This window comes from Enterobacter asburiae (genome assembly GCA_011754535.1).
In the GTDB taxonomy this organism is placed as follows: domain Bacteria; phylum Pseudomonadota; class Gammaproteobacteria; order Enterobacterales; family Enterobacteriaceae; genus Enterobacter; species Enterobacter cloacae_N.
The window spans coordinates 3,781,102-3,800,961 of the sequence record JAAQVN010000001.1; the positions used below are offsets into that span (position 1 = coordinate 3,781,102).

Consider the following 19,860-nt stretch of genomic DNA (forward strand, 5'->3'; position numbering starts at 1 on the left):
TGAAACGCCATTCAATAAAGCTCATTTATTGCTGAGATAAATTTGATTCGCGATACAGCTCAAAAAAATAACATCGGGATAAAATTGCCCGCGCGCAGTCTCAATGTTATGTTTTTTATCAATTATCGTGTAAGGAGTAGGCCATGTCCGCGCAGGATCGCCAGACGTTATCGCTACCCTCGCTCAGAAATTTGCAGGCGTTTATCGCCGTTGCTAACGCCCTGAGCATCCATCAGGCGGCGGAACAGCTCAACGTCACGCCGTCAGCGGTAAGCCACCAGATCGCGTCGCTGGAATCGTGGCTGGGCAAGAAGTTATTCATCCGCAGCGGCAAAGGGGTTCAACTCACCCCGACGGGAGAAAAATATCTGCGGGAGGTCTCGGCGGCGATAAGCGCCATCGGGCGCGCCACCGATCAGATCGTGAAAGAAAAAGATAATGCTGTGCTTCGCGTGCACTCTTCCCCCACCTTCGGGCTGTCCTGGCTGTTGCGCCGTCTGGGCAGATTCCGCGCCGAATATCCTGATATCACCATCAATCTCACCTGCTCCTATGAGAACCTGCAGTTCGCCAGAGATAATATCGACATTGATATCCGTCACGGTATTCCGGACTGGGACGCCTACCGGGTGATGACCATTAAAAACGACACGCTGGTGGTATTGGCCTCGCCGGACTATGCAGAAGAGCATCCCATCAGCACGCCCGCCGATCTGCTGCAACAGTCGCTTATCTCGTCCACCAGCACTCTGGTGAACTGGGAGAAATGGTTCGCCTGGCACAATATCGACAGGCCCTGGCTTAATTTCAGCCTCAGCTTCGACCGCTCCTACATGAGCTTTGAAGCGGCGCGCATGGGGCTTGGGTTTATTCTGGAGAGCAAAATGATGGCTACCGATCACCTGAAGGATGGCTCGCTGGTACAGGTGCTGCCTGATGAAATGGGTATCGCCATCAATGCGCACCATCTGGTGATGCCGCACATGAACGAACGCGCGTGGAAGATCCAGCAGTTCGTCGAGTGGATTGACCGGGAGTTGCGATTGTCGGGGTATCACCTGTAGCGATACCCCAACGTGGCGTCAGGCGACCGTGCCCCAGACCAGATCCCCCTTGTGGAACGTCGCGGTGCGCGGCGAAATGCGCGCCACCGCTTCGGCGGAGCAGGAGGCATCCACCAGCACAAAGCTGGCGTTGTCCTGCGCTTTTGGCCACACCCGTTCGCCTTTGTCGTTCAGCGGCAGCACGTCGCCGGTGGCGATACCGAGCGCGCGGGAGAGCGTCTGCTCGTTCGGGCGAATGTAGAGCTGGGCGTAGAGATTCGCCTTCTCCAGCATGTCACCCAGGCCGTACGGCGACCAGTGGTCGATTACGCTGTCGGTGCCCGTCATCACGAACACACCCTTGTCGCGCAGCTGCTTCAGCGGCATGTGCAGGGTGCCAATCGGCACGGTGGAGGCGATGGTCACCTGCTGCGCTGCCATGCGGGTGGCAATCTCATCCACCTGCTGCTCGTTGAGCGTCGCCAGCGCGAAGGCGTGGCTGATGGTCAGCTTGCCCTTCAGCTCCGGCGTTCTCTCCACGGTTTCCAACATATAGTTCACCGCCGCCACGCCCGCCGGGCTGGTTTCATGCAGGTGAATATCCACCCCTTTGTCGTAGTCCAGCGCAATCTGGAACATCAGATCGAGGGATTTCTCCATGGCACCGTCAACGTTCGTCGGGTCCAGCCCACCCACGTAGTGCGCCCCGGCCTGCATCGCTTCGCGCATCAGTTTTTCTGAGTTGGAGAGCAGCAGGCCGTGCTGCGGGAAGGCGACGATTTCGCAGTCAAAGCCGGGTTTACGGCGCGATAAGACCGCCTGTAAATTTTCCAGATTTTTCAGGCCGGAGACCGGCTCAATGTTGCAGTGACTGCGGGCGATAGTGGAGCCTTTCGACTGGATAAGGTCGATAAGCGCCTCCGCGCGTTCCTGGGTATAGGGCTGCAGTTCCGGCAGCAGCTTCTGCTCAAGGCGGATCATGTCCTGAATCGTGGTGCCTGCAGGGCGGTTCAGGGAGCGCCACGGGCCGCCGTAGAAGGTTTTATCCAGGTGAATGTGCATGTCGCGCATTGCCGGAAGCATCAGCTTTTTACCCGCATCGTAGCGCGGCAGGGTCGCGTCGGCGTGGCTGCCGTTGTCGCGCAGGGCGACAATCTTCCCGTCTTTGATCTCCAGCGTTTTCAGCTCGGTGCGGGTGCTCGTCGCCACGCTGCCGTCGAAATTAAACCCGGCTTCGAGCAGCACGTTGTCCAGATAGTAATGCTTCGCGGTGATGTTCATCGGCTTGCCCGTCTCGCTGGTTGGTTTTGCAGAGTCGGCAGCATACGCGACGGAGCCGGTTGCGCCAAACAGCGCGCAGGCGGTGACCACTTTGCCGCTCTGGCTGATAAACTCACGGCGGCTTTTATTCTCATTCATCTTATCTTCCTTCATTCACAATATGGGTACCGGTTTCACCACGCAGAGCGGCGGGCAGGCAGTCCGGCGAGGTGATAATCACGCGCCTGCCACCGTGGCGTAAAAACTCCAGCGATGCGACGATTTTGGGCAGCATGCTGCCCGCCGGGAAGTGGCCTTCGTCCATGTAGCGCGTCATTTGCGCCACGCTGACGGTGTCCAGCGCCTGCTGGTTCGGCTTGCCGAAGTTGACGCACACCTTTTCCACGGCGGTGGTAATCACCAGCACGTCGGCGCGGATCTCGCGCGCCAGCAGCGCGGTGGAGAGATCTTTATCAATCACCGCGTCGACGCTCTGGTAATCGCCCTGCGCCGAGCGCACCACGGGAATACCGCCGCCGCCCGCGCCGATCACCACGAAGCCCTTTTGCGTCAATGTCTTGATCGCATCGGCCTCAACAATGCGCAGCGGCTGTGGAGAGGCCACCACGCGACGATAGCCCCGGCCCGAATCCTCAACAAAGTGCCATTCCGGGTGCGCCTGCTGCAGCTCGTCGCGCTGCGCCTCGCTGAAGAACGCGCCGATCGGTTTCGTCGGGTGCGTAAAGCCGGGATCGTTTTTATCCACCTCCACCTGGGTGACGACCGTGACCGCCTTTTGCTCCCCGCGCGCGGCCAGGCGGTTGTTAAGCGCCTGCTGGATCAGGTAGCCGATGCCGCCCTGGGTGTCCGCCACGCAGTTTGCCAGCGGCGTCAGGGGAAGCCCCTCCCGCTCGTGGGCAATCTCAGCGCGGCGCAGATCCAGCCCCACCTGGGGGCCGTTACCGTGGGTAAGCACGATGTCATAGTCGGAGGCCAGCATTTCGAGCACGGAGTCTGCCACCGCTTTAACCGCCTGCGCCTGATGTTCAACCGACTGGCTGGCGTTGTCTTTGATAATGCTGTTGCCGCCAATGGCGACGACCATAAGCTCTTTCATTTTGTTTCCTTTAGAAGGTGCGTTCTGGTGCCCTCACCCCGGCCCTCTCCCACAGGGAGAGGGGGATTAACAGAGATATCCAGCACATGCTTCACCACAAACATGCCGCCCATCATCAGGTAGGCCGTGACGAACATCAGCGAACTGCCTTCGGCAAAGCCCACGACCGGAGCGTGGATCACCCCGAACAGCGCCAGCAACGCCCCACCCGCCGCAGCCACGGCACCGCGCAGCGGTTTGTTAATGATGGCGAAAATGGCGATACAGCCCCACAGCATGCTGGCGAGCGGCGCGCCGTTGCCGAGATGCACCAGGCCCTCGTAGTAAATCCCCTTGCTGTGCAGCACATCGGTGCCGATTTTCGCCGCGCTGGTGCCTGCCGCACCCATCACGCTGTTCATCATGGTCAGCGCCCAGTTGGCGATCCACGGGAACAGACAGATAAAGATCACCGGCACCTCCACTTTGGGCGTTTCCCTCACCACCTGGTTGGCGGTGACGACGCCGATAAACACCAGAATCGGCACGATGGCGGTCATCGGAATGATGGCGAGCATAAACGCCCCCAGTCCGAACAGAGGTACGATGAACATGGTCACCCCGGAGGCGAGCGTGTAGCCGATGCTGGCGCCCATCGCTTTCCAGCCAGGGTGGCCGACATAGACCGTCACCGGGAACGGGTTGCCCATCAGGCAGCCGAGCATCGACGCCAGGCCGTTCGCCAGCATCACCTTGCGGGTAGGGTATTCATCCCCCGCCGCATGGGCGCTTTCGATGTTCTCCAGGTCAAAGATATAGTTCGCCAGCCCCAGCGGCACGGCGGATGCAAGATACGGCAGCGCGTGCGGCAGCCCCTGCATAAAGCTGTCCACGTGCACCTCCGGCGGGTTAAAGCCAAAGGAGGACATGGACGCTTTGATCGCTTCCGGGCTTTGCAGACCGGAAATCCACGCTAATGCCGTACCGGCAATCAGCAACAGCAGACCTGTCGGGATTTTGGCGAAAATCGGCTTTTTACCGAACCAGTTGATGAAGATCAGCAGCAGAACGATGAACGACACGGTAGGCGCTTCGAACGCCTGCAGCATCGGGTTCATCGCCAGCAGCAGCAGTCCCAGTCCGGACAGGCACGACAGCAGCACGGTGCGCGGGATCATCTTGCGGATGGTCTCTCCCAGGAACGAGCCGCCCGCGAGGATCATCGCTTCCACGAAGCACCACACCAGGCCGATCTGGATTGCGAAATCTGCATCGCCCGTTTGCTGATAAACCGGCATCAGTACGAGGAAGGTGACGGTAAAAATCGACGGCGCGCTCGGGCCAGACGGCAGCGCGGTGACGTCCGTACGCCCGGTGGCGCGCGCCATCTGCAGACCAAACCAGGCGTAGCAAATACTCGCCACCAGCACCGCCAGCCCGAAGGCTGGCGCGATGCGTCCATAAACAATCTCCTTCGGGATGCCGACGACAAAAATGAGCAACCCCATCATGGTCAGCAAATTGGTCAGGTTGTTGGTCATCAACCCGAAATAAGCCGCCCAGTCACCTCTTTTCCACTCCAGTTTCATGTTTTTCATGGATGCTTGCCTTATAAAAAGTAGCGATCGCGGAAGGTCAACAGCGCCTTTTCAAAACAGCTAAACGGCGGGTGAACGATGCCCGCCCCAATCATGCCGATGCCCGCGTCCTTATGGGCAATGGCGGTATTAATGACCGGCAAAATGCCGCTGCCCGCGACTCTGGTGATGTCGATGGCGGTCGGGATACCCATAAACGAGAGCAGCGGAATGGTGATGTTCGGGTTTTCGCCGAGGGTGATCTCGCGCATCTGGCGGGAGAAGTCGATGGCTTCCTCCACCGTGCCACCCACCAGCGCAACGATGGCCGGGGCCGTCGCCATCGCAAAGCCGCCGATGCCGTAGGTTTCGGTGATGGCGCTGTCGCCGATGTCCAGCCCGGAGTCTTCCGGCTTATAGCCCGCAAACATCGGGCCAATCACCTGCTGCGCCGGGCCGGTGAACCACTGCCCCGGCAGGCCGGAAACGCGCAGGCCGAACTCGTAGCCGTTGCGCGCCATGGTGGTGACGACGGTGCTGTACTCAATGCCGTGGGCGGCGTCCAGCGCGGCTTTACACATCGCCATCCACGTTGGGCCGGAGAAGTAGTCACTGCTGGCGACAAACTCGAACACCTCGCGCTGCTGCTCCACCGGATAGCCCGCCTGAATCAGTCCCGGGGTCAGCGCCTGGATCAGCAGCGTAGTGCCCGCGTTGTTGCGGTTGTGGCACTCGTCGCCCATATGCAGCGCCTGGGCCAGCATCAGGCGCAGGTCGATTTCGCCGACGATCTTCATCGCGTCGCGCAGCATCGGGCCGAGCACGTCGCGCATCCAGTTCAGACGGTCAATCACGCTCTGGTCGTTGGCGCCCATGCGCAGGATCTTCGCCATCTGCTCGCTGAGGTTGGTGAATGCGCGGTTGCCGTAGGTTTTGTTCTCAACGATGTGCATAAACATTGATGCGGAGGTGACGCCCGCCATCGAGCCCACGCAGTCGTGCTCGTGGCACGGCGAGAAGGTGATGTCGCCTGAAGCGGCGAGCCTTGCGGCATCCTCCAGATCCGTCGCCAGCCCTTCAAACACCAGAGCCCCGGTGACTGCGCCCTTCATCGCCCCGCACATGTTTTCCCATGCGACAGGCGGACCGGCGTGCAGAATGGTGGTGCGGGTCATGCCCGGCACAACGTTAATGGCCTGCCCGAAACCCACCAGCACCGGATGGGACTGAATAATGCGCTCAAGAGCGATTTTATTCGCGGCGGCGATCTTCTCCGCCAGCGGTTTTTCCGCCAGCTGGTCGAGCGCCTCCACCACCTGCATATTGCCCTGCCCCGGCGGCGTCCAGTCCAGTTGAGTGACGGGGACGTGCTGTTTTTTGAGATCGTTGCTGAACATCGCAATGCCGACGTTGATGACGTTCAGCGGCTGGTTGAATAAGGTCGTCATTATGCTTTCTCCCCTTTGCAGACAAATTCGCGAGCCAATAATCCGGTATTGGTGCTGCTGCTGGCCCAGATGACGCCTGCATCGGTCAGCAGCTGGCACTGCTGCGCCAGCGACTGCGGATCCTGGTCGGTGCCGAGCACGTAGCCGAGGATCTCCAGCGGACGGTTATCGGCCTTCGCGATCGCCTGCGCCTCCTTGATGGCGTCGATCATCACGCCGACCGGATCCTCGTGCGCGCCAAAGCCGAGCACGAAGTCCATCACGATGACGCCCACCTCCGGATCGCGTGCCTCCTGCAGCAGGCGGCTGATGCGGTTGGTCGGGTCGATCATCGGGTGCGGCTTGCCGTTGGTGAAGTCGTCGTCGCCAAAGTCGAGGAAGGTGTGGGCTTTACTGACGTTGATGTCGCTCAGGCGCTTTGCCGGATCCGGCTGGATGTTGCTGTAGACGTCGTCGAATTTCGCAAGCGCCGCGAACATCGCCTCATCGCACAGGGTGCCGCCGCAGAACAGGCCGCGAATGTATTTCTGCTGCGGGGTCAGGCGGGCGCGCACCTCTTCAATCAGCGGCCAGTTGAGCGGGTGTAAATCCAGGGACTCTTTTTTAATGCCGGTGAGCAGTACCGCCTTCAGCGCCGCCTCTTTGGTGCCGCGGGCAAACTGCAGGCCGTCTTCATCGGCGGGCGGTTCGCTGCGGCCAAGGAAGCACACGATGACAGGCTTGCGGCATGCCCGCGCGCGCGCCAGCACTTTCTCCGCCACCGCAGGTGCGGGCGGCTTGGAGATGAGCGCAATGACCCGGGTGCCCTCGTCGGCTTCGAGCATGTCGATGGCATCGAGCATCATCAGGCCGCCGATTTTCTCGCTGAGATCGCGCCCGCCGGTGCCGATCAGCTGCGACACGCCGCCGCCGAATTCATGAATACGCACACTCAGCTCCTGGCTACCGGTGCCGGAGGCACCGACGATGCCAATCGGCCCGCGGCGCACCGCGTTGGCGAAGCACAGCCCCGCGCCGTTAATAATGGCGGTGCCGCAGTCCGGCCCCATCATCAGCAGCCCTTTCTGATGCGCCAGTTGCTTCAGCGCCAGCTCGTCGTCGAGGGATACGTTATCGGAAAAGAGCATGACGTTAAGATCGTTTTCCAGCGCCTGGCGCGCTTCGCGGGCGGCGAAGGTGCCATTAACGGAAATCACCGCAAGGTTGCTGTCCGGGCGATGGGTTTTGGCGCTGGCAATCGTCGCGTAGCGTGCTTCATGGGTGCCTCCGCTCTCTTTACGTGTGAATAACGCCTCAATAGCGGCCAGGGTTTCATCATTCGCCGCGGCGCCTTTAATCACGATCATCAGGTCGCCGTTTTTGGCGTCGGCTAATTCCGGCGTTAACAGCCCGAGGTTTTTTAATACGCCTTTGTTCATTTCCGTCGCCATGGCCACAAATGCCTGCTCGACGCCCGGTAATTTATTGGCTTTGGTGGAAACGGACATCAGTGAAACCGAATCAAAATACGTGTTCTTTTTTATAACGATTTTGGTTGGCATTGTTTTCTCCTGAATACGTATAAAAGGGGGCCGCCGTCGTGCAGAATGCACGTCGGTAAAAATGCTTTTTTGAATTAACGGCCAGCCTGAAGTGGCTGGCCGAATGCGTTATGCGCCTGCCGCCAGCAGCAGGTCGGCTATTGCATCGAAGCCTTTTTCCCGCGCCAGTTCGAGCGGGGTTTTACCGTATTTATCGGTCATGTGCGGGTTCGCGCCGTGATCCAGCAGCAGCTTCACAATCTCCTGCTGCTTTGCGCCACCGTCGTTCAGCACAATGGCTTCCAGCAGCGGCGTCCAGCCGACAAAATTGGTGTGGTTGACGTTAATATCGGTTTTTGCCAGCAGCTCGCGCACGATTTCAACGTGGCCTTTTTCACTGGCAGGGGTAATGCCCACGCCGCCGAAGCGCGTCAGGCGGTCAAGATCCGGATTCGCCGGAAGGACAATGCGCAGCAGGGTTAAATCATTGGTCAGGCAACTTATCAGGAAGGGGTTAAAACAGGTCTGATCCTGTTTATCAATATCCGCGCCGGCAGCAATTAAATATTCCACACAGGCGTAATGCTTTTTCAGGCTGGCAATAATAATGGCGGTTCTTTTCTGGCGGTTGGTGGCGTTAATATCCACGCCGTTATCCAGGCAGGCTTTTAGCGCGTCGATGTTGCCCTCTTCTGCCGCCAGCAGAAATTCCGTAACGAGTGCGTTTGCAGACATATTCAGTCTCCCAATGTTTCACTTCTGATGACCTGAGAATAGCAACAGCCTGGTCACAAAAGAATCCGCTTAAAAATGATTCATCGACACGCAATTCATTATTGAGTTAAATTCAACAGTCAGGCTAAAACGTGCGTCTGTGCAACCTTTTTCTTATGGCTTACCGCTTTTTATCGTCTCAGACAGCATTATCCTTATGGTTGTAAAATCCTTGCATGACGCGGCTCCGCGTAAATAGTCAGAACTGTGACCCACTTCAAATGTGATGTAACGGCGCTGTTAAAATATGTTCAAAACTGATGGCTGAGGATGCTGTGATATGAATTCCATCTTTACCGAAGAGAATCTGCTGGCCTTCACCACTGCGGCACGCTTCGGCAGCTTCAGCAAAGCCGCCGCCGAGCTGGGCGTGACGACCTCCGCCATCAGCTACACCATCAAACGCATGGAGACCGGGCTGGACGTGGTGCTGTTTGTGCGCAATACGCGCAGCATCGAGCTGACCGAATCCGGGTTTTACTTTTACCGTAAAGCCACTGACCTGCTGAACGATTTTCACGCCATCAAGCGCGGGATAGATACCATTTCTCAGGGCATTGAGGCGCGGGTGCGTATCTGCATTAATCAGCTCTTGTATACGCCGCGCCATACCGCGCGGCTGCTGCAGGTGCTGAAAAAGCAGTTTCCCACCTGTCAGATCACCGTCACCACCGAGGTGTACAACGGCGTCTGGGATTCCATCATCAACAACCAGGCCAACATCGCCATCGGCGCACCGGACACCCTGCTGGACGGCGGCGGGATTGATTACACCGAAATTGGCGCCATCCGCTGGGTGTTTGCCATCGCGCCGGAACATCCCCTCGCCTTTGTTCCCGAACCAATAGCGGAGAGCCAGCTGCGTCTGTATCCCAACATCATGGTGGAAGATACAGCGCATACCATCAACAAAAAGGTCGGCTGGCTGCTGCACGGCCAGGAGGCGATTCTGGTGCCGGATTTCAACACCAAGTGCCAGTGTCAGATTCTGGGGGAAGGGATTGGCTTTTTGCCGGAATACATGGCAAGAGAGGCGGTGGAAGATGGGCTGCTCATCACGCGGCGCATTAATAACCCGCGTCAGGATTCGCGCATGCTGCTCGCCACGCAGCATGCAGCGACCGGCCAGGTGACGCGCTGGATCAAACAGCAGTTTGGCCCGGAGGGCGTATTGACCGGCATCTACAGTGACTTACTGTGGCGCACTTAGTTTTTCGTTTGTACCCAAAACGCGTGGATAAGACCCGGGAAGTAGCCCAGAAGGGTCAGAAGGATGTTCAGAATAAACGCCCAGCCCAGTCCCTTGCCAAGCAGCACGCCCAGCGGCGGGAGAATAATCGTAAAAACAACGCGCCAAAAACCCATAATCACTCCGTGCAAGCTAACCAATTGAAAATTAAAAAGAGACACTCTCTAAGCATAGACAGTTTACGGGTTACCGCCATTCGTCTCTCGCGCTTTTACCTGCCTTTACCCTCTTTACACTGGCTTAAGCCCTTCCTTAAATGTTCTACTACTCAGAAATTGACCGTAAGGAAACACCATGTCTCTTTCTCTTATTTCGCCTCAGCAGGCAAACGCGCTTGTTAAAGAAGGCGCAAAACTGGTTGATATTCGCGATCCCGACGAGTATGCCCGCGAGCATATTCCGGCAGCGCACTCCATACCGCTGGATTCTTTACCCGGCGGGCTTAATGCATCCCCTGGTGAAACGGTGATTTTTCACTGTCAGTCCGGGGCACGGACATCAAACAATGCTGCGCGACTCGCACAGGCAGCGTCTCCGGCTCAGGCCTTCGTGGTTGAGGGGGGCATTCAGGGCTGGAAGCAGGCCGGGCTGCTGACCGTTGAAGATAAATCCCAGCCGCTTCCGCTGATGCGGCAGGTACAAATTGCCGCCGGACTGCTGATCCTCTGCGGCGTGGTGCTGGGCTATAGCGTCTCCAGCGGCTTTTTCCTGCTGAGCGGTTTTGTCGGCGCCGGGCTGCTTTTCGCCGGTGTGACGGGCTTTTGCAGCATGGCGCGGCTGCTGAAGGTAATGCCGTGGAACCGTCGTACCCCATAAGCAGTAATCAATGAATTACGCTGTACCCGGTGCCGGACGTGGGCTAAGGTGAAGATCGCTAAAACGATGAGGAGGTTATATGTTTTCTGTCGGTGATTATGTGCAACCGCTTAAAGGCGGCCCGAAACTGAAGGTGCTCGAAGTGAACGGTGAAAGCGTTGTAGCGGTACAGGCCAGCAATGAACAAGGTGAAAAATATACGCTGAAAGCGGCCGAGCTGGCGCCGTATACCGAGGAAGGTGATTTCGGCGTCTGCTGAACAGACAACCGGGCGGCATGTTCCGCCCGGTCCACGTATTAGATCAGAAAATCATCCAGTGATTTACCCTCTGCCAGCGCGCTGGCAATAGGCTTCGGCGTGCGGCCCTGGCCGGTCCACGTTTTCTCTTCACCGTTCTGGTCAATAAAGCGATATTTCGCTTCACGCGGTTTACGCTTTTTAGCCGGTTTACCCGCCTGCGCCAGTTCTGAACCCAGCAGATCGGAGGGGGAAATACCATCGGCTTTCATCAGCTCAAGCAGGGCATTAATTTTTTCCTGCTGCTCGGCACGCTGCTGCTCTAATTCTGCCAGCTCGCTGCGTTTCTCTTCAGTAACGACCCTGACCTTTTCCAGCATTTCCTCAAGAACGTCCAGGGATAATTCACGCGCCATCGCGCGCAGGGTTCGGATATTATTAAGATTCTGTAACGTCAAAGACATATTATTTGAAAACCTTTTCTTTGGGGTAAATAGATAAATCGCCGACAGAATAATTCATTTGAGTTGAAATATCTACCCAAAGGACCGTATGGGCATAATTGTAAATATAACTAAATCACGCTGTTAATATTAGAACAGGATGCAGTCAGGGCAGAGGCGAATCTAATCACTGCATCCATATAAATGGTCAACTTTAATCCGAATCACAGCATATTGCGCCGCTACCATAACGGTGATTTTCACCCGCGCCAACATTAAATTTAAACGATTGATTACATTATAAAAACTATCAAACGAGACAGATTATAACGAACAGAGTAAAAATCACACAATTTTAGAGAATTTTGTGGACAAAAGGTGATTAAATAAAAATTAATCACTAGTTGTTAGTTCAAAGTCAGAGATATACTCTATACACCTCAAGCAAAACCAACCTAAAGCACTAACCGCTGCAGGAAAATCGTTTCCACCGTGTTCTTCTCAAGGAGTTCAGACATGTTCTCGCCGCAATCTCGCCTGCGCCACGCGGTGGCGGATACTTTCGCGATGGTTGTTTACTGTTCCGTCGTGAACATGATGATCGAAATATTCCTCTCCGGAATGACCTTCGAGCAGTCACTTTCTTCTCGCCTGGTGGCGATCCCGGTCAATATTATTATCGCATGGCCTTACGGGCTATACCGCGATGCCGTCATGCGCTTCTCGCGTCGCATCAGCCCGGCGGGCTGGATGAAAAACCTTGCCGACGTACTGGCGTACGTCACGTTCCAGTCTCCGGTCTACGTGGCTATTTTGCTGACGGTGGGCGCGGACTGGCACCAGATCGCCGCAGCGGTCAGTTCGAATATCGTGGTATCAATGCTGATGGGTGCGGTATACGGCTATTTTCTCGACTACTGCCGCCGTCTGTTCAAAGTCAGCCAGTACAGCCAGGTAAAAGCGTAATGTGAAGCGACTGGCGAATGCCAGTCGCAGATTTACTGTACGTCGCCAAACAGTCCCTTAAGAAACCGCTCCAGCGCCATACGCGAGCTGAAACCGTGCGGAATACCATAATGCTCATGCCGTTCACCGCCTAAATAGAGCGGAAATTGCTGATAATGATCGCAGGTTTTAATATCCGAGGCAGGTTCAGCAAATGACAGACTTCTGTCTTTCAGCGTCGGGTGAATAATGAGTGCGGTACGTCCCATCCTGGCTTCACGATTAACATACACATAATTCTCGCCTCGGCGATATCCATACGCTTTTGGCGTCACCTCATCCATGGTGAATCCCTCTTTTTCAAGAACGCGTGCCACCTCGTCAGGTCGTAAATACATATCTTTTCCTCGTTATCTTTTCCTGCCCGGCAACCTTACAGTATTCAGCATTAGCAGGGCTTTCAGAATAGTCCATAAACTGCCGGATAACGCGTGATGCGCTTCAGATATTAAATTTCTGAACTAAACTCATCAGGAACACAAAATTACGGAGGATCGTATGTTTAACAGACCGAACCGAAACGATATTAACGACGACGCTCAGGATATTCGTAATGATGTCAGCCAATTAGCGGACACGCTGGAAGAGGTGCTGAAGTCCTGGGGTACTGACGCGAAGGACGAAGCGGATGCCGCAAAACGTAAGGCTCAGTCTCTGCTCCGTGAAACCCGCGCCCGCATGAGCGGACGTTCACGCGCCACACAGGCGGCCTGCGACATGGCAAGCTGCGCTACGACCTTCGTACGTGAAAAACCACTTTGTACGCTGGGAACCGTCGCGGCGGTCGGCATCTTTGTCGGTGCCCTGCTCAGCCTGCGTAAGTAAGTCTGACTTATCCGCCCCGGTAGCCTCTGGTGCCGGGGCTTTTCTTTGCCTACACACCCGAAAAACCCGTACAGCCAGCCCTGCCCCGCTGTGCTCATCATCAGGGCAACATCAATCTGAATTTCCCATATCTTGTATGGTTGAATCTTATCTCAACTACATCTAGTATTCCCTTTAGAAAGACACACACTACCTGACGCGTTAACTCGCGCCCTTTTCTCATTCTAAATGGAAATACGAATTATGAGCATTATTATTTACACTCGTAATGACTGTGTTCAGTGCCACGCCACCAAACGGGCGATGGAGAGCCGCGGCGTGGCGTTTGAGATGGTGAATATCGACCAGAAGCCCGAGGCCACCGATACCCTGCGCGCGCAGGGATTTCGTCAGCTTCCGGTGGTGGTTGCCGGTGACACCAGCTGGTCTGGCTTTCGCCCGGACATGATTAACCGCCTCAGCGCTCAGGCCACGCGTGCATGAGCAGGCTGGTCTTCTTTTCCAGCAGCTCGGAAAACACGCTCCGCTTTATTGAGCGCCTCGGGTTGCCTGCGGTGCGTATTCCGCTCAACGAGCGGGAGCGTATTCAGGTAGACGAACCTTACATTCTGGTGGTGCCCAGCTATGGCGGGGGCGGTACGGCGGGAGCGGTGCCTCGCCAGGTGATCCGCTTTCTGAACGATCCTCATAACCGGGAGCTGATTCGGGGCGTGATCGCGGCGGGCAATCGTAATTTCGGCGATGCGTATGGCCGCGCCGGGGATGTCATCTCTCAAAAATGCGGCGTGCCGTATCTCTATCGTTTCGAACTGATGGGGACACAGCAGGACGTAGAAAACGTGCGTAAAGGAGTGAACGAATTTTGGCAACGACAACCGCAGAACGGGTAATTCAGGCAACGCCGGACTGCCACGCATTAAACGCGATGCTTAACCTCTATGACCGGGAGGGGCGCATTCAGTTTGGCAAAGATCGCGAGGCGGTAGAAGCCTTTTTCGCGGCCCACGTCCGTCCGAACAGCGTCGCTTTTGGCAGCCAGCAGGAACGTCTCGACTATCTGGTTAACGAAGGTTATTACGAGGAACGCGCGCTGGCCCGCTATAACCGCGCTTTCGTGGTGAATCTGTTTGAGCGCGCCCATGCCAGCGGTTTTCGTTTCCAGACCTTCCTCGGGGCGTGGAAGTATTACACCAGCTACACCCTGAAAACCTTCGACGGCAAACGCTACCTGGAAAGCTTTGAAGACCGCACCGTGATGGTGGCGCTGACGCTGGCCCAGGGCGACGAAGCGCTGGCCGAAAGGCTGACGGAGGAGATCCTCTCCGGCCGCTTCCAGCCCGCCACGCCGACCTTTCTCAACTGCGGTAAAGCCCAGCGCGGCGAGCTGGTCTCCTGCTTCCTGCTGCGCATCGAGGACAATATGGAGTCGATTGGTCGCGCGGTGAACTCGGCGCTGCAGCTTTCCAAACGCGGCGGCGGCGTGGCGTTTCTGCTCTCGAACCTGCGTGAAGCGGGTGCGCCGATCAAGCGCATCGAAAACCAGTCCTCCGGGGTAATCCCGGTGATGAAGATGCTGGAAGACGCGTTCTCCTATGCCAACCAGCTTGGCGCACGTCAGGGCGCGGGGGCGGTTTACCTGCATGCGCATCACCCGGACATTCTGCGTTTTCTCGATACCAAACGCGAAAACGCCGACGAAAAAATCCGCATCAAAACCCTGTCGCTCGGCGTGGTGATCCCGGATATTACTTTTAAACTGGCTAAAGAGAATGCCGAGATGGCGCTCTTCTCGCCCTATGATATTGAGCGTATTTACGGCAAAGCGTTTGGCGACGTGGCCATCAGCGAGCTGTACGACGAGCTGGTGGCCGACGAGCGCATTCGTAAAAAATACATCAACGCCCGCGATTTCTTCCAGACGCTGGCCGAAATTCAGTTTGAGTCCGGCTATCCGTACATCATGTTTGAGGACACGGTGAACCGCGCGAACCCGATCGCCGGACGTATCAACATGAGCAACCTGTGCTCGGAGATCTTGCAGGTCAACAGCGCGTCAGCCTACGACGAGAACCTGGACTACGCGGAGATCGGCAAAGATATCTCCTGCAACCTCGGGTCGCTCAATATTGCTCACACCATGGATTCGCCGGATTTTGGCCGCACGGTGGAGACCGCCATTCGCGGGCTGACGGCGGTCTCAGACATGAGCCACATCCGCAGCGTGCCCTCCATCGAGGCGGGTAATACCGCATCGCATGCCATTGGCCTGGGGCAGATGAACCTGCACGGTTATCTGGCGCGGGAAGGTATCGCCTACGGCAGTCCGGAAGGGCTGGATTTCACCAACCTCTATTTCTACACCGTCACCTGGCACGCGCTGCACACCTCGATGATACTGGCGCGCGAGCGCAGCCAGCGGTTCGCAGGCTTTGAGCAGTCGCGCTATGCCAGCGGGGCGTATTTCAGCCAGTATCTGGAAGGCGACTGGCAGCCAAAAACCGAAAAAGTGCGCGAACTGTTCGCCCGCGCGGGGATTACCCTGCCAACGCGCCAGATGTGGCAGCAGCTGCGCGACGACGTGATGCGCTACGGCATCTACAACCAGAACCTGCAGGCCGTGCCGCCAACCGGTTCGATTTCCTACATCAACCACGCCACGTCGAGCATTCACCCGATCGTGTCGAAAATTGAAATTCGTAAGGAAGGCAAAACCGGGCGCGTTTACTACCCCGCCCCGTTTATGACCAACGAGAACCTGGCGCTTTACCAGGATGCGTATGAGATCGGCCCGGAAAAAATCATCGATACCTACGCCGAAGCGACAAAGCACGTGGATCAGGGGCTGTCGCTGACGCTCTTCTTCCCGGACACCGCCACCACGCGGGATATCAACAGAGCGCAGATCTACGCCTGGAAGAAAGGCATCAAAACGCTCTACTACATTCGCCTGCGCCAGCTTGCGCTGGAAGGTACCGAAATCGAAGGCTGCGTGTCCTGCGCGCTGTAAGGAGAAAGGATGAAACTGTCACGCGTGAGTGCCGTTAACTGGAATAAAATCCAGGATGATAAAGACCTGGAGGTGTGGAACCGCCTGACCAGCAACTTCTGGCTGCCGGAAAAGGTGCCACTCTCAAACGATATTCCGGCCTGGCAGACGCTGAGCCACGCCGAGCAGCAGCTGACGATCCGCGTCTTTACCGGCCTGACGCTGCTGGACACCATCCAGAATACCGTGGGTGCCCCCGCATTGATGAGCGACGCGCTGACGCCGCACGAAGAGGCGGTGATGTCGAACATCAGCTTTATGGAAGCGGTACATGCCCGCTCCTACAGCTCGATTTTCTCCACGCTGTGCCAGACCAAAGACGTGGACGCGGCCTACGCCTGGAGTGAAGAGAGCGAGTCGTTGCAGCGAAAGGCGGAGCTGGTGCTGAAATATTACCGCGCCGACGAGCCGCTGAAGAAGAAGATCGCCAGCGTGTTCCTGGAATCCTTCCTCTTCTATTCCGGCTTCTGGCTGCCCATGTACTGGTCGAGCCGGGGCAAGCTCACCAACACCGCCGATTTGATTCGGCTCATCATTCGTGACGAGGCGGTTCACGGGTATTACATCGGCTATAAATACCAGAAAGGGCTGGAGAAAGTCAGTCCGGAGAAACGCGAGGAGCTCAAAGGTTTTGCGCTCGATTTGCTGATGGATCTGTACGACAACGAACTGAGCTATACCGAAGAATTGTACGCCGGAACGGGCTGGGAAGAGGACGTAAAAGCGTTTCTCTGCTACAACGCGAACAAAGCGCTGATGAACCTTGGTTACGACGCGCTGTTCCCGCCGGAGATGGCGGAGGTGAACCCGGCGATCCTGGCGGCGCTGTCGCCGAATGCCGATGAAAACCACGACTTCTTCTCCGGGTCCGGCTCGTCGTACGTGATGGGTAAAGCGGTGGAAACCGAGGATGAAGACTGGGATTTTTAATGAACGCTAACGTTCGTTAATTTAATATAAACCCAACAATTCTCTCTAATATTTACAAAACATCTACACTGTAATTTCCGCGTCATATTCGCCTGAATCATTCCGATTCAGGCGAAATTTCCTGATGCCGCAGCAAAAAAATGAGAAAAATTCAAACTGCCCTCAGCCCTTTATTCATGGGAAATTCAGCCGCTTCGCTTACCTGAAAATTCACGTCATAAGCAAACCCAGGGTTGTCTCAGATTCTGAGTATGTTAGGGTTATGCCCGTTAACAATTTACCATGGTAATCATATCGACATAAACAAATAACAGGACACTCTCTATTGCATGGCAATTAAATTAGAAGTGAAAAATCTTTATAAAGTATTTGGCGAGCACCCGCAGCGCGCATTCAAATATATTGAGAAAGGCCTTTCGAAAGAGCAAATTCTGGAAAAAACCGGGCTATCGCTTGGCGTTAAAGACGCCAGTCTGGCCATTGAAGAAGGCGAGATTTTTGTCATCATGGGGTTATCCGGTTCGGGTAAATCCACTATGGTTCGCCTTCTCAATCGCCTGATTGAACCCACCCGCGGGCAGGTGCTGATTGACGGCGTGGATATCGCCAGAATATCAGACGCCGAGCTTCGCGAGGTGCGCAGAAAGAAGATCGCAATGGTGTTTCAGTCATTCGCGCTGATGCCGCACATGACGGTGCTGGATAATACCGCCTTTGGCATGGAATTAGCCGGCACGCCCGCTCAGGAACGTCAGGAAAAAGCCCTTGATGCCCTGCGTCAGGTGGGGCTTGAGAATTATGCTCACGCGTATCCGGATGAACTTTCCGGCGGTATGCGTCAGCGCGTGGGATTAGCCCGCGCGTTGGCCATTAATCCAGACATATTATTAATGGATGAAGCCTTCTCAGCCCTCGATCCGTTAATTCGCACCGAGATGCAGGATGAGCTGGTAAAATTACAGGCCAGACATCAGCGAACTATTGTCTTTATTTCCCACGATTTAGACGAAGCCATGCGTATTGGCGACCGAATTGCCATTATGCAAAACGGAGAGGTGGTGCAGGTCGGCACGCCGGATGAAATTCTGAATAATCCGGCGAATGATTACGTGCGAACCTTCTTCCGCGGCGTGGATATTAGCCAGGTATTTAGCGCTAAAGATATTGCGCGCCGAACGCCGAACGGCATTATCCGTAAAACGCCAGGCTTCGGCCCGCGCTCCGCCCTTAAGCTGCTGCAGGACGAAGACCGTGAATACGGGTATCTGGTTGAACGCGGCAATAAATTTGTCGGCATTGTCTCCATCGACTCTCTGAAAACCGCGCTTAGCGAAAATCAGGGGATCGATGCGGCGTTAATTGACGCTCCGCTTGCCGTGGACGCCGAAACGCCGCTCAGCGAGTTGCTCTCTCACGTGGGCCAGGCGCCGTGCGCCGTGCCGGTCGTGGGTGAGGAACAACAGTACGTCGGCATCATCTCCAAACGGATGCTGCTGCAGGCTTTAGATCGCGAGGGGGCAAACAATGACCGATCAAACTAACCCGTGGGGCACCACAGAGGCAGCGGACAGCGCTGCGCAATCCGCCGACGCATGGGGCTCCACGCCTGCACCTGCCGACGGCGGCGGCGCGGCAGACTGGCTGAACAGCGCACCCGCGCCTGCGCCAGAACACTTCAACATCATGGATCCGTTCCATAAAACCCTGATCCCGCTGGACAGCTGGGTTACGGAGGGGATCGACTGGGTGGTCACGCACTTCCGTCCGGTGTTCCAGGGGATCCGCGTCCCGGTGGACTACATCCTGAACGGCTTCCAGCAGCTGATGCTGGGCATGCCTGCGCCGGTGGCCATTATCCTGTTCTCCCTGATTGCCTGGCAGTTCGGCAGCGCGGGGATGGGCATCGCCACGCTGATTTCGCTGATTGCCATCGGCGCGATTGGCGCGTGGTCGCAGGCAATGATCACGCTGGCGCTGGTGCTGACCGCCCTGCTCTTCTGCATCGTCATCGGGCTACCGATGGGGATCTGGCTGGCGCGCAGCCCGCGGGCCGCGAAGATTATTCGTCCGCTGCTGGATGCAATGCAGACCACGCCGGCGTTCGTCTATCTGGTGCCTATCGTGATGCTGTTCGGCATCGGTAACGTGCCGGGCGTGGTGGTGACCATTATCTTCGCCCTGCCGCCGATTATTCGTCTGACCATCCTGGGGATTAACCAGGTACCTGCGGATCTGATTGAGGCCTCGCGCTCGTTTGGTGCCAGCCCGCGCCAGATGCTGTTTAAGGTTCAGCTCCCGCTGGCGATGCCGACCATCATGGCAGGCGTTAACCAGACGCTGATGCTGGCCCTGTCGATGGTGGTGATCGCCTCGATGATCGCCGTTGGCGGACTGGGCCAGATGGTGCTGCGCGGCATTGGCCGTCTCGACATGGGGCTGGCCACCGTTGGCGGCGTCGGGATTGTGATCCTCGCCATTATTCTCGATCGCCTGACTCAGGCCGTCGGTCGTGATTCACGCAGTCGCGGCAACCGTCGCTGGTATACCACCGGCCCCGTCGGGTTACTGACCCGCCCATTTACAAAATAAG

General features: G+C 56.6%; 21 protein-coding genes. 12 read left to right on the plus strand and 9 right to left on the minus strand.

All coding sequences use genetic code 11. The features are described 5' to 3' along the window. Nucleotides 1-143 precede the first annotated feature (143 nt). Entirely contained in the window at nt 144-1,064 is a 921-nt protein-coding gene (locus tag HBM95_17860; GenBank protein NIH44779.1) for a LysR family transcriptional regulator, read from the plus strand. An 18-nt stretch (nt 1,065-1,082) separates the two neighbouring features. Here HBM95_17860 and HBM95_17865 read toward each other — a convergent pair whose 3' ends face one another. The 6 genes from HBM95_17865 to HBM95_17890 all read right to left on the minus strand — a co-directional run bounded on the left by HBM95_17865 (nt 1,083) and on the right by HBM95_17890 (nt 8,679). After that, entirely contained in the window at nt 1,083-2,462 is a 1,380-nt protein-coding gene (locus tag HBM95_17865) for an amidohydrolase family protein (protein NIH44780.1), read from the minus strand. A gap of 1 nt (nt 2,463) precedes the next feature. Then, nucleotides 2,464-3,420 (minus strand): carbamate kinase family protein, encoded by a 957-nt coding sequence (locus HBM95_17870; GenBank protein NIH44781.1) that lies wholly within the window; start codon nt 3,418-3,420, stop codon nt 2,464-2,466. Beyond that, nucleotides 3,417-4,997: a xanthine permease gene (locus HBM95_17875; GenBank protein ID NIH44782.1), complete on the minus strand. Its 1,581-nt coding sequence runs from the start codon at nt 4,995-4,997 to the stop codon at nt 3,417-3,419. The genes HBM95_17870 and HBM95_17875 overlap by 4 nt, the downstream gene beginning before the upstream one ends. An 11-nt stretch (nt 4,998-5,008) precedes the next feature. Further along, nucleotides 5,009-6,427: a DUF1116 domain-containing protein gene (locus tag HBM95_17880; protein NIH44783.1), complete on the minus strand. Its 1,419-nt coding sequence runs from the start codon at nt 6,425-6,427 to the stop codon at nt 5,009-5,011. Then, nucleotides 6,424-7,965 carry an acyl-CoA synthetase FdrA gene (gene fdrA / locus HBM95_17885; protein NIH44784.1) on the minus strand — a complete coding sequence of 514 codons (1,542 nt, stop codon included), beginning with the start codon at nt 7,963-7,965 and terminating at the stop codon, nt 6,424-6,426. The genes HBM95_17880 and fdrA overlap by 4 nt, the downstream gene beginning before the upstream one ends. A 108-nt stretch (nt 7,966-8,073) precedes the next feature. Next, on the minus strand, nt 8,074-8,679 hold the full coding sequence (locus HBM95_17890) for a hypothetical protein (GenBank protein ID NIH44785.1): 606 nt from the start codon (nt 8,677-8,679) through the stop codon (nt 8,074-8,076). 319 nt (nt 8,680-8,998) lie between these two features. On the opposite strand from HBM95_17890, the gene HBM95_17895 reads away from it, so the two are divergent. Further along, complete coding sequence (locus HBM95_17895; GenBank protein NIH44786.1) at nt 8,999-9,928, plus strand: LysR family transcriptional regulator; 930 nt, start codon at nt 8,999-9,001, stop codon at nt 9,926-9,928. On the opposite strand, the gene HBM95_17900 is transcribed toward HBM95_17895, so the two are convergent. After that, nucleotides 9,925-10,083 (minus strand): YqaE/Pmp3 family membrane protein, encoded by a 159-nt coding sequence (locus HBM95_17900; GenBank protein ID NIH44787.1) that lies wholly within the window; start codon nt 10,081-10,083, stop codon nt 9,925-9,927. The genes HBM95_17895 and HBM95_17900 overlap by 4 nt on opposite strands. A gap of 178 nt (nt 10,084-10,261) precedes the next feature. On the opposite strand from HBM95_17900, the gene HBM95_17905 reads away from it, so the two are divergent. Together HBM95_17905 and HBM95_17910 are read left to right on the plus strand one after the other, a co-directional pair. Beyond that, the gene (locus HBM95_17905; GenBank protein NIH44788.1) at nt 10,262-10,783 is read left to right on the plus strand and encodes a DUF2892 domain-containing protein; all 522 of its coding nucleotides are present in this window, start codon (nt 10,262-10,264) and stop codon (nt 10,781-10,783) included. A 79-nt stretch (nt 10,784-10,862) separates the two neighbouring features. Then, the gene (locus tag HBM95_17910; GenBank protein ID NIH44789.1) at nt 10,863-11,042 is read left to right on the plus strand and encodes a hypothetical protein; all 180 of its coding nucleotides are present in this window, start codon (nt 10,863-10,865) and stop codon (nt 11,040-11,042) included. A 38-nt stretch (nt 11,043-11,080) separates the two neighbouring features. Here the strand turns inward: HBM95_17910 and stpA are convergent, their stop codons facing one another. Then, nucleotides 11,081-11,485, minus strand: coding sequence for a DNA-binding protein StpA (stpA, locus tag HBM95_17915; protein ID NIH44790.1), 405 nt, complete (start codon nt 11,483-11,485; stop codon nt 11,081-11,083). Nucleotides 11,486-11,980: 495 nt separating this feature from the next. Between stpA and alaE the strand changes: the two genes are divergently transcribed. Continuing rightward, nucleotides 11,981-12,430: an L-alanine exporter AlaE gene (gene alaE, locus HBM95_17920; GenBank protein ID NIH44791.1), complete on the plus strand. Its 450-nt coding sequence runs from the start codon at nt 11,981-11,983 to the stop codon at nt 12,428-12,430. 32 nt (nt 12,431-12,462) lie between these two features. Here the strand turns inward: alaE and HBM95_17925 are convergent, their stop codons facing one another. Next, the gene (locus HBM95_17925) at nt 12,463-12,807 is read right to left on the minus strand and encodes a YgaC family protein (protein NIH44792.1); all 345 of its coding nucleotides are present in this window, start codon (nt 12,805-12,807) and stop codon (nt 12,463-12,465) included. Nucleotides 12,808-12,967: 160 nt separating this feature from the next. Here HBM95_17925 and HBM95_17930 point away from each other — a divergent pair, with 160 nt between their 5' ends. The 7 genes from HBM95_17930 (at nt 12,968) to proW (ending at nt 19,859) form a co-directional block, all read left to right on the plus strand. Beyond that, the gene (locus tag HBM95_17930; protein NIH44793.1) at nt 12,968-13,294 is read left to right on the plus strand and encodes a DUF883 domain-containing protein; all 327 of its coding nucleotides are present in this window, start codon (nt 12,968-12,970) and stop codon (nt 13,292-13,294) included. Nucleotides 13,295-13,537: 243 nt separating this feature from the next. Further along, nucleotides 13,538-13,777 (plus strand): glutaredoxin-like protein NrdH, encoded by a 240-nt coding sequence (gene nrdH, locus HBM95_17935; protein NIH44794.1) that lies wholly within the window; start codon nt 13,538-13,540, stop codon nt 13,775-13,777. Continuing rightward, nucleotides 13,774-14,184 (plus strand): class Ib ribonucleoside-diphosphate reductase assembly flavoprotein NrdI, encoded by a 411-nt coding sequence (gene nrdI / locus HBM95_17940; GenBank protein ID NIH44795.1) that lies wholly within the window; start codon nt 13,774-13,776, stop codon nt 14,182-14,184. Before nrdH ends, nrdI begins: the two co-directional genes overlap by 4 nt. After that, the gene (gene nrdE, locus HBM95_17945) at nt 14,157-16,301 is read left to right on the plus strand and encodes a class 1b ribonucleoside-diphosphate reductase subunit alpha (protein NIH44796.1); all 2,145 of its coding nucleotides are present in this window, start codon (nt 14,157-14,159) and stop codon (nt 16,299-16,301) included. The genes nrdI and nrdE overlap by 28 nt, the downstream gene beginning before the upstream one ends. A 9-nt stretch (nt 16,302-16,310) precedes the next feature. Next, the gene (nrdF, locus tag HBM95_17950) at nt 16,311-17,270 is read left to right on the plus strand and encodes a class 1b ribonucleoside-diphosphate reductase subunit beta (GenBank protein NIH44797.1); all 960 of its coding nucleotides are present in this window, start codon (nt 16,311-16,313) and stop codon (nt 17,268-17,270) included. Between the two features lie 329 nt (nt 17,271-17,599). Next, nucleotides 17,600-18,811: a glycine betaine/L-proline ABC transporter ATP-binding protein ProV gene (proV, locus tag HBM95_17955; protein ID NIH44798.1), complete on the plus strand. Its 1,212-nt coding sequence runs from the start codon at nt 17,600-17,602 to the stop codon at nt 18,809-18,811. Beyond that, nucleotides 18,795-19,859 (plus strand): glycine betaine/L-proline ABC transporter permease ProW, encoded by a 1,065-nt coding sequence (gene proW / locus HBM95_17960; protein ID NIH44799.1) that lies wholly within the window; start codon nt 18,795-18,797, stop codon nt 19,857-19,859. Before proV ends, proW begins: the two co-directional genes overlap by 17 nt. Nucleotide 19,860 lies beyond the last annotated feature (1 nt).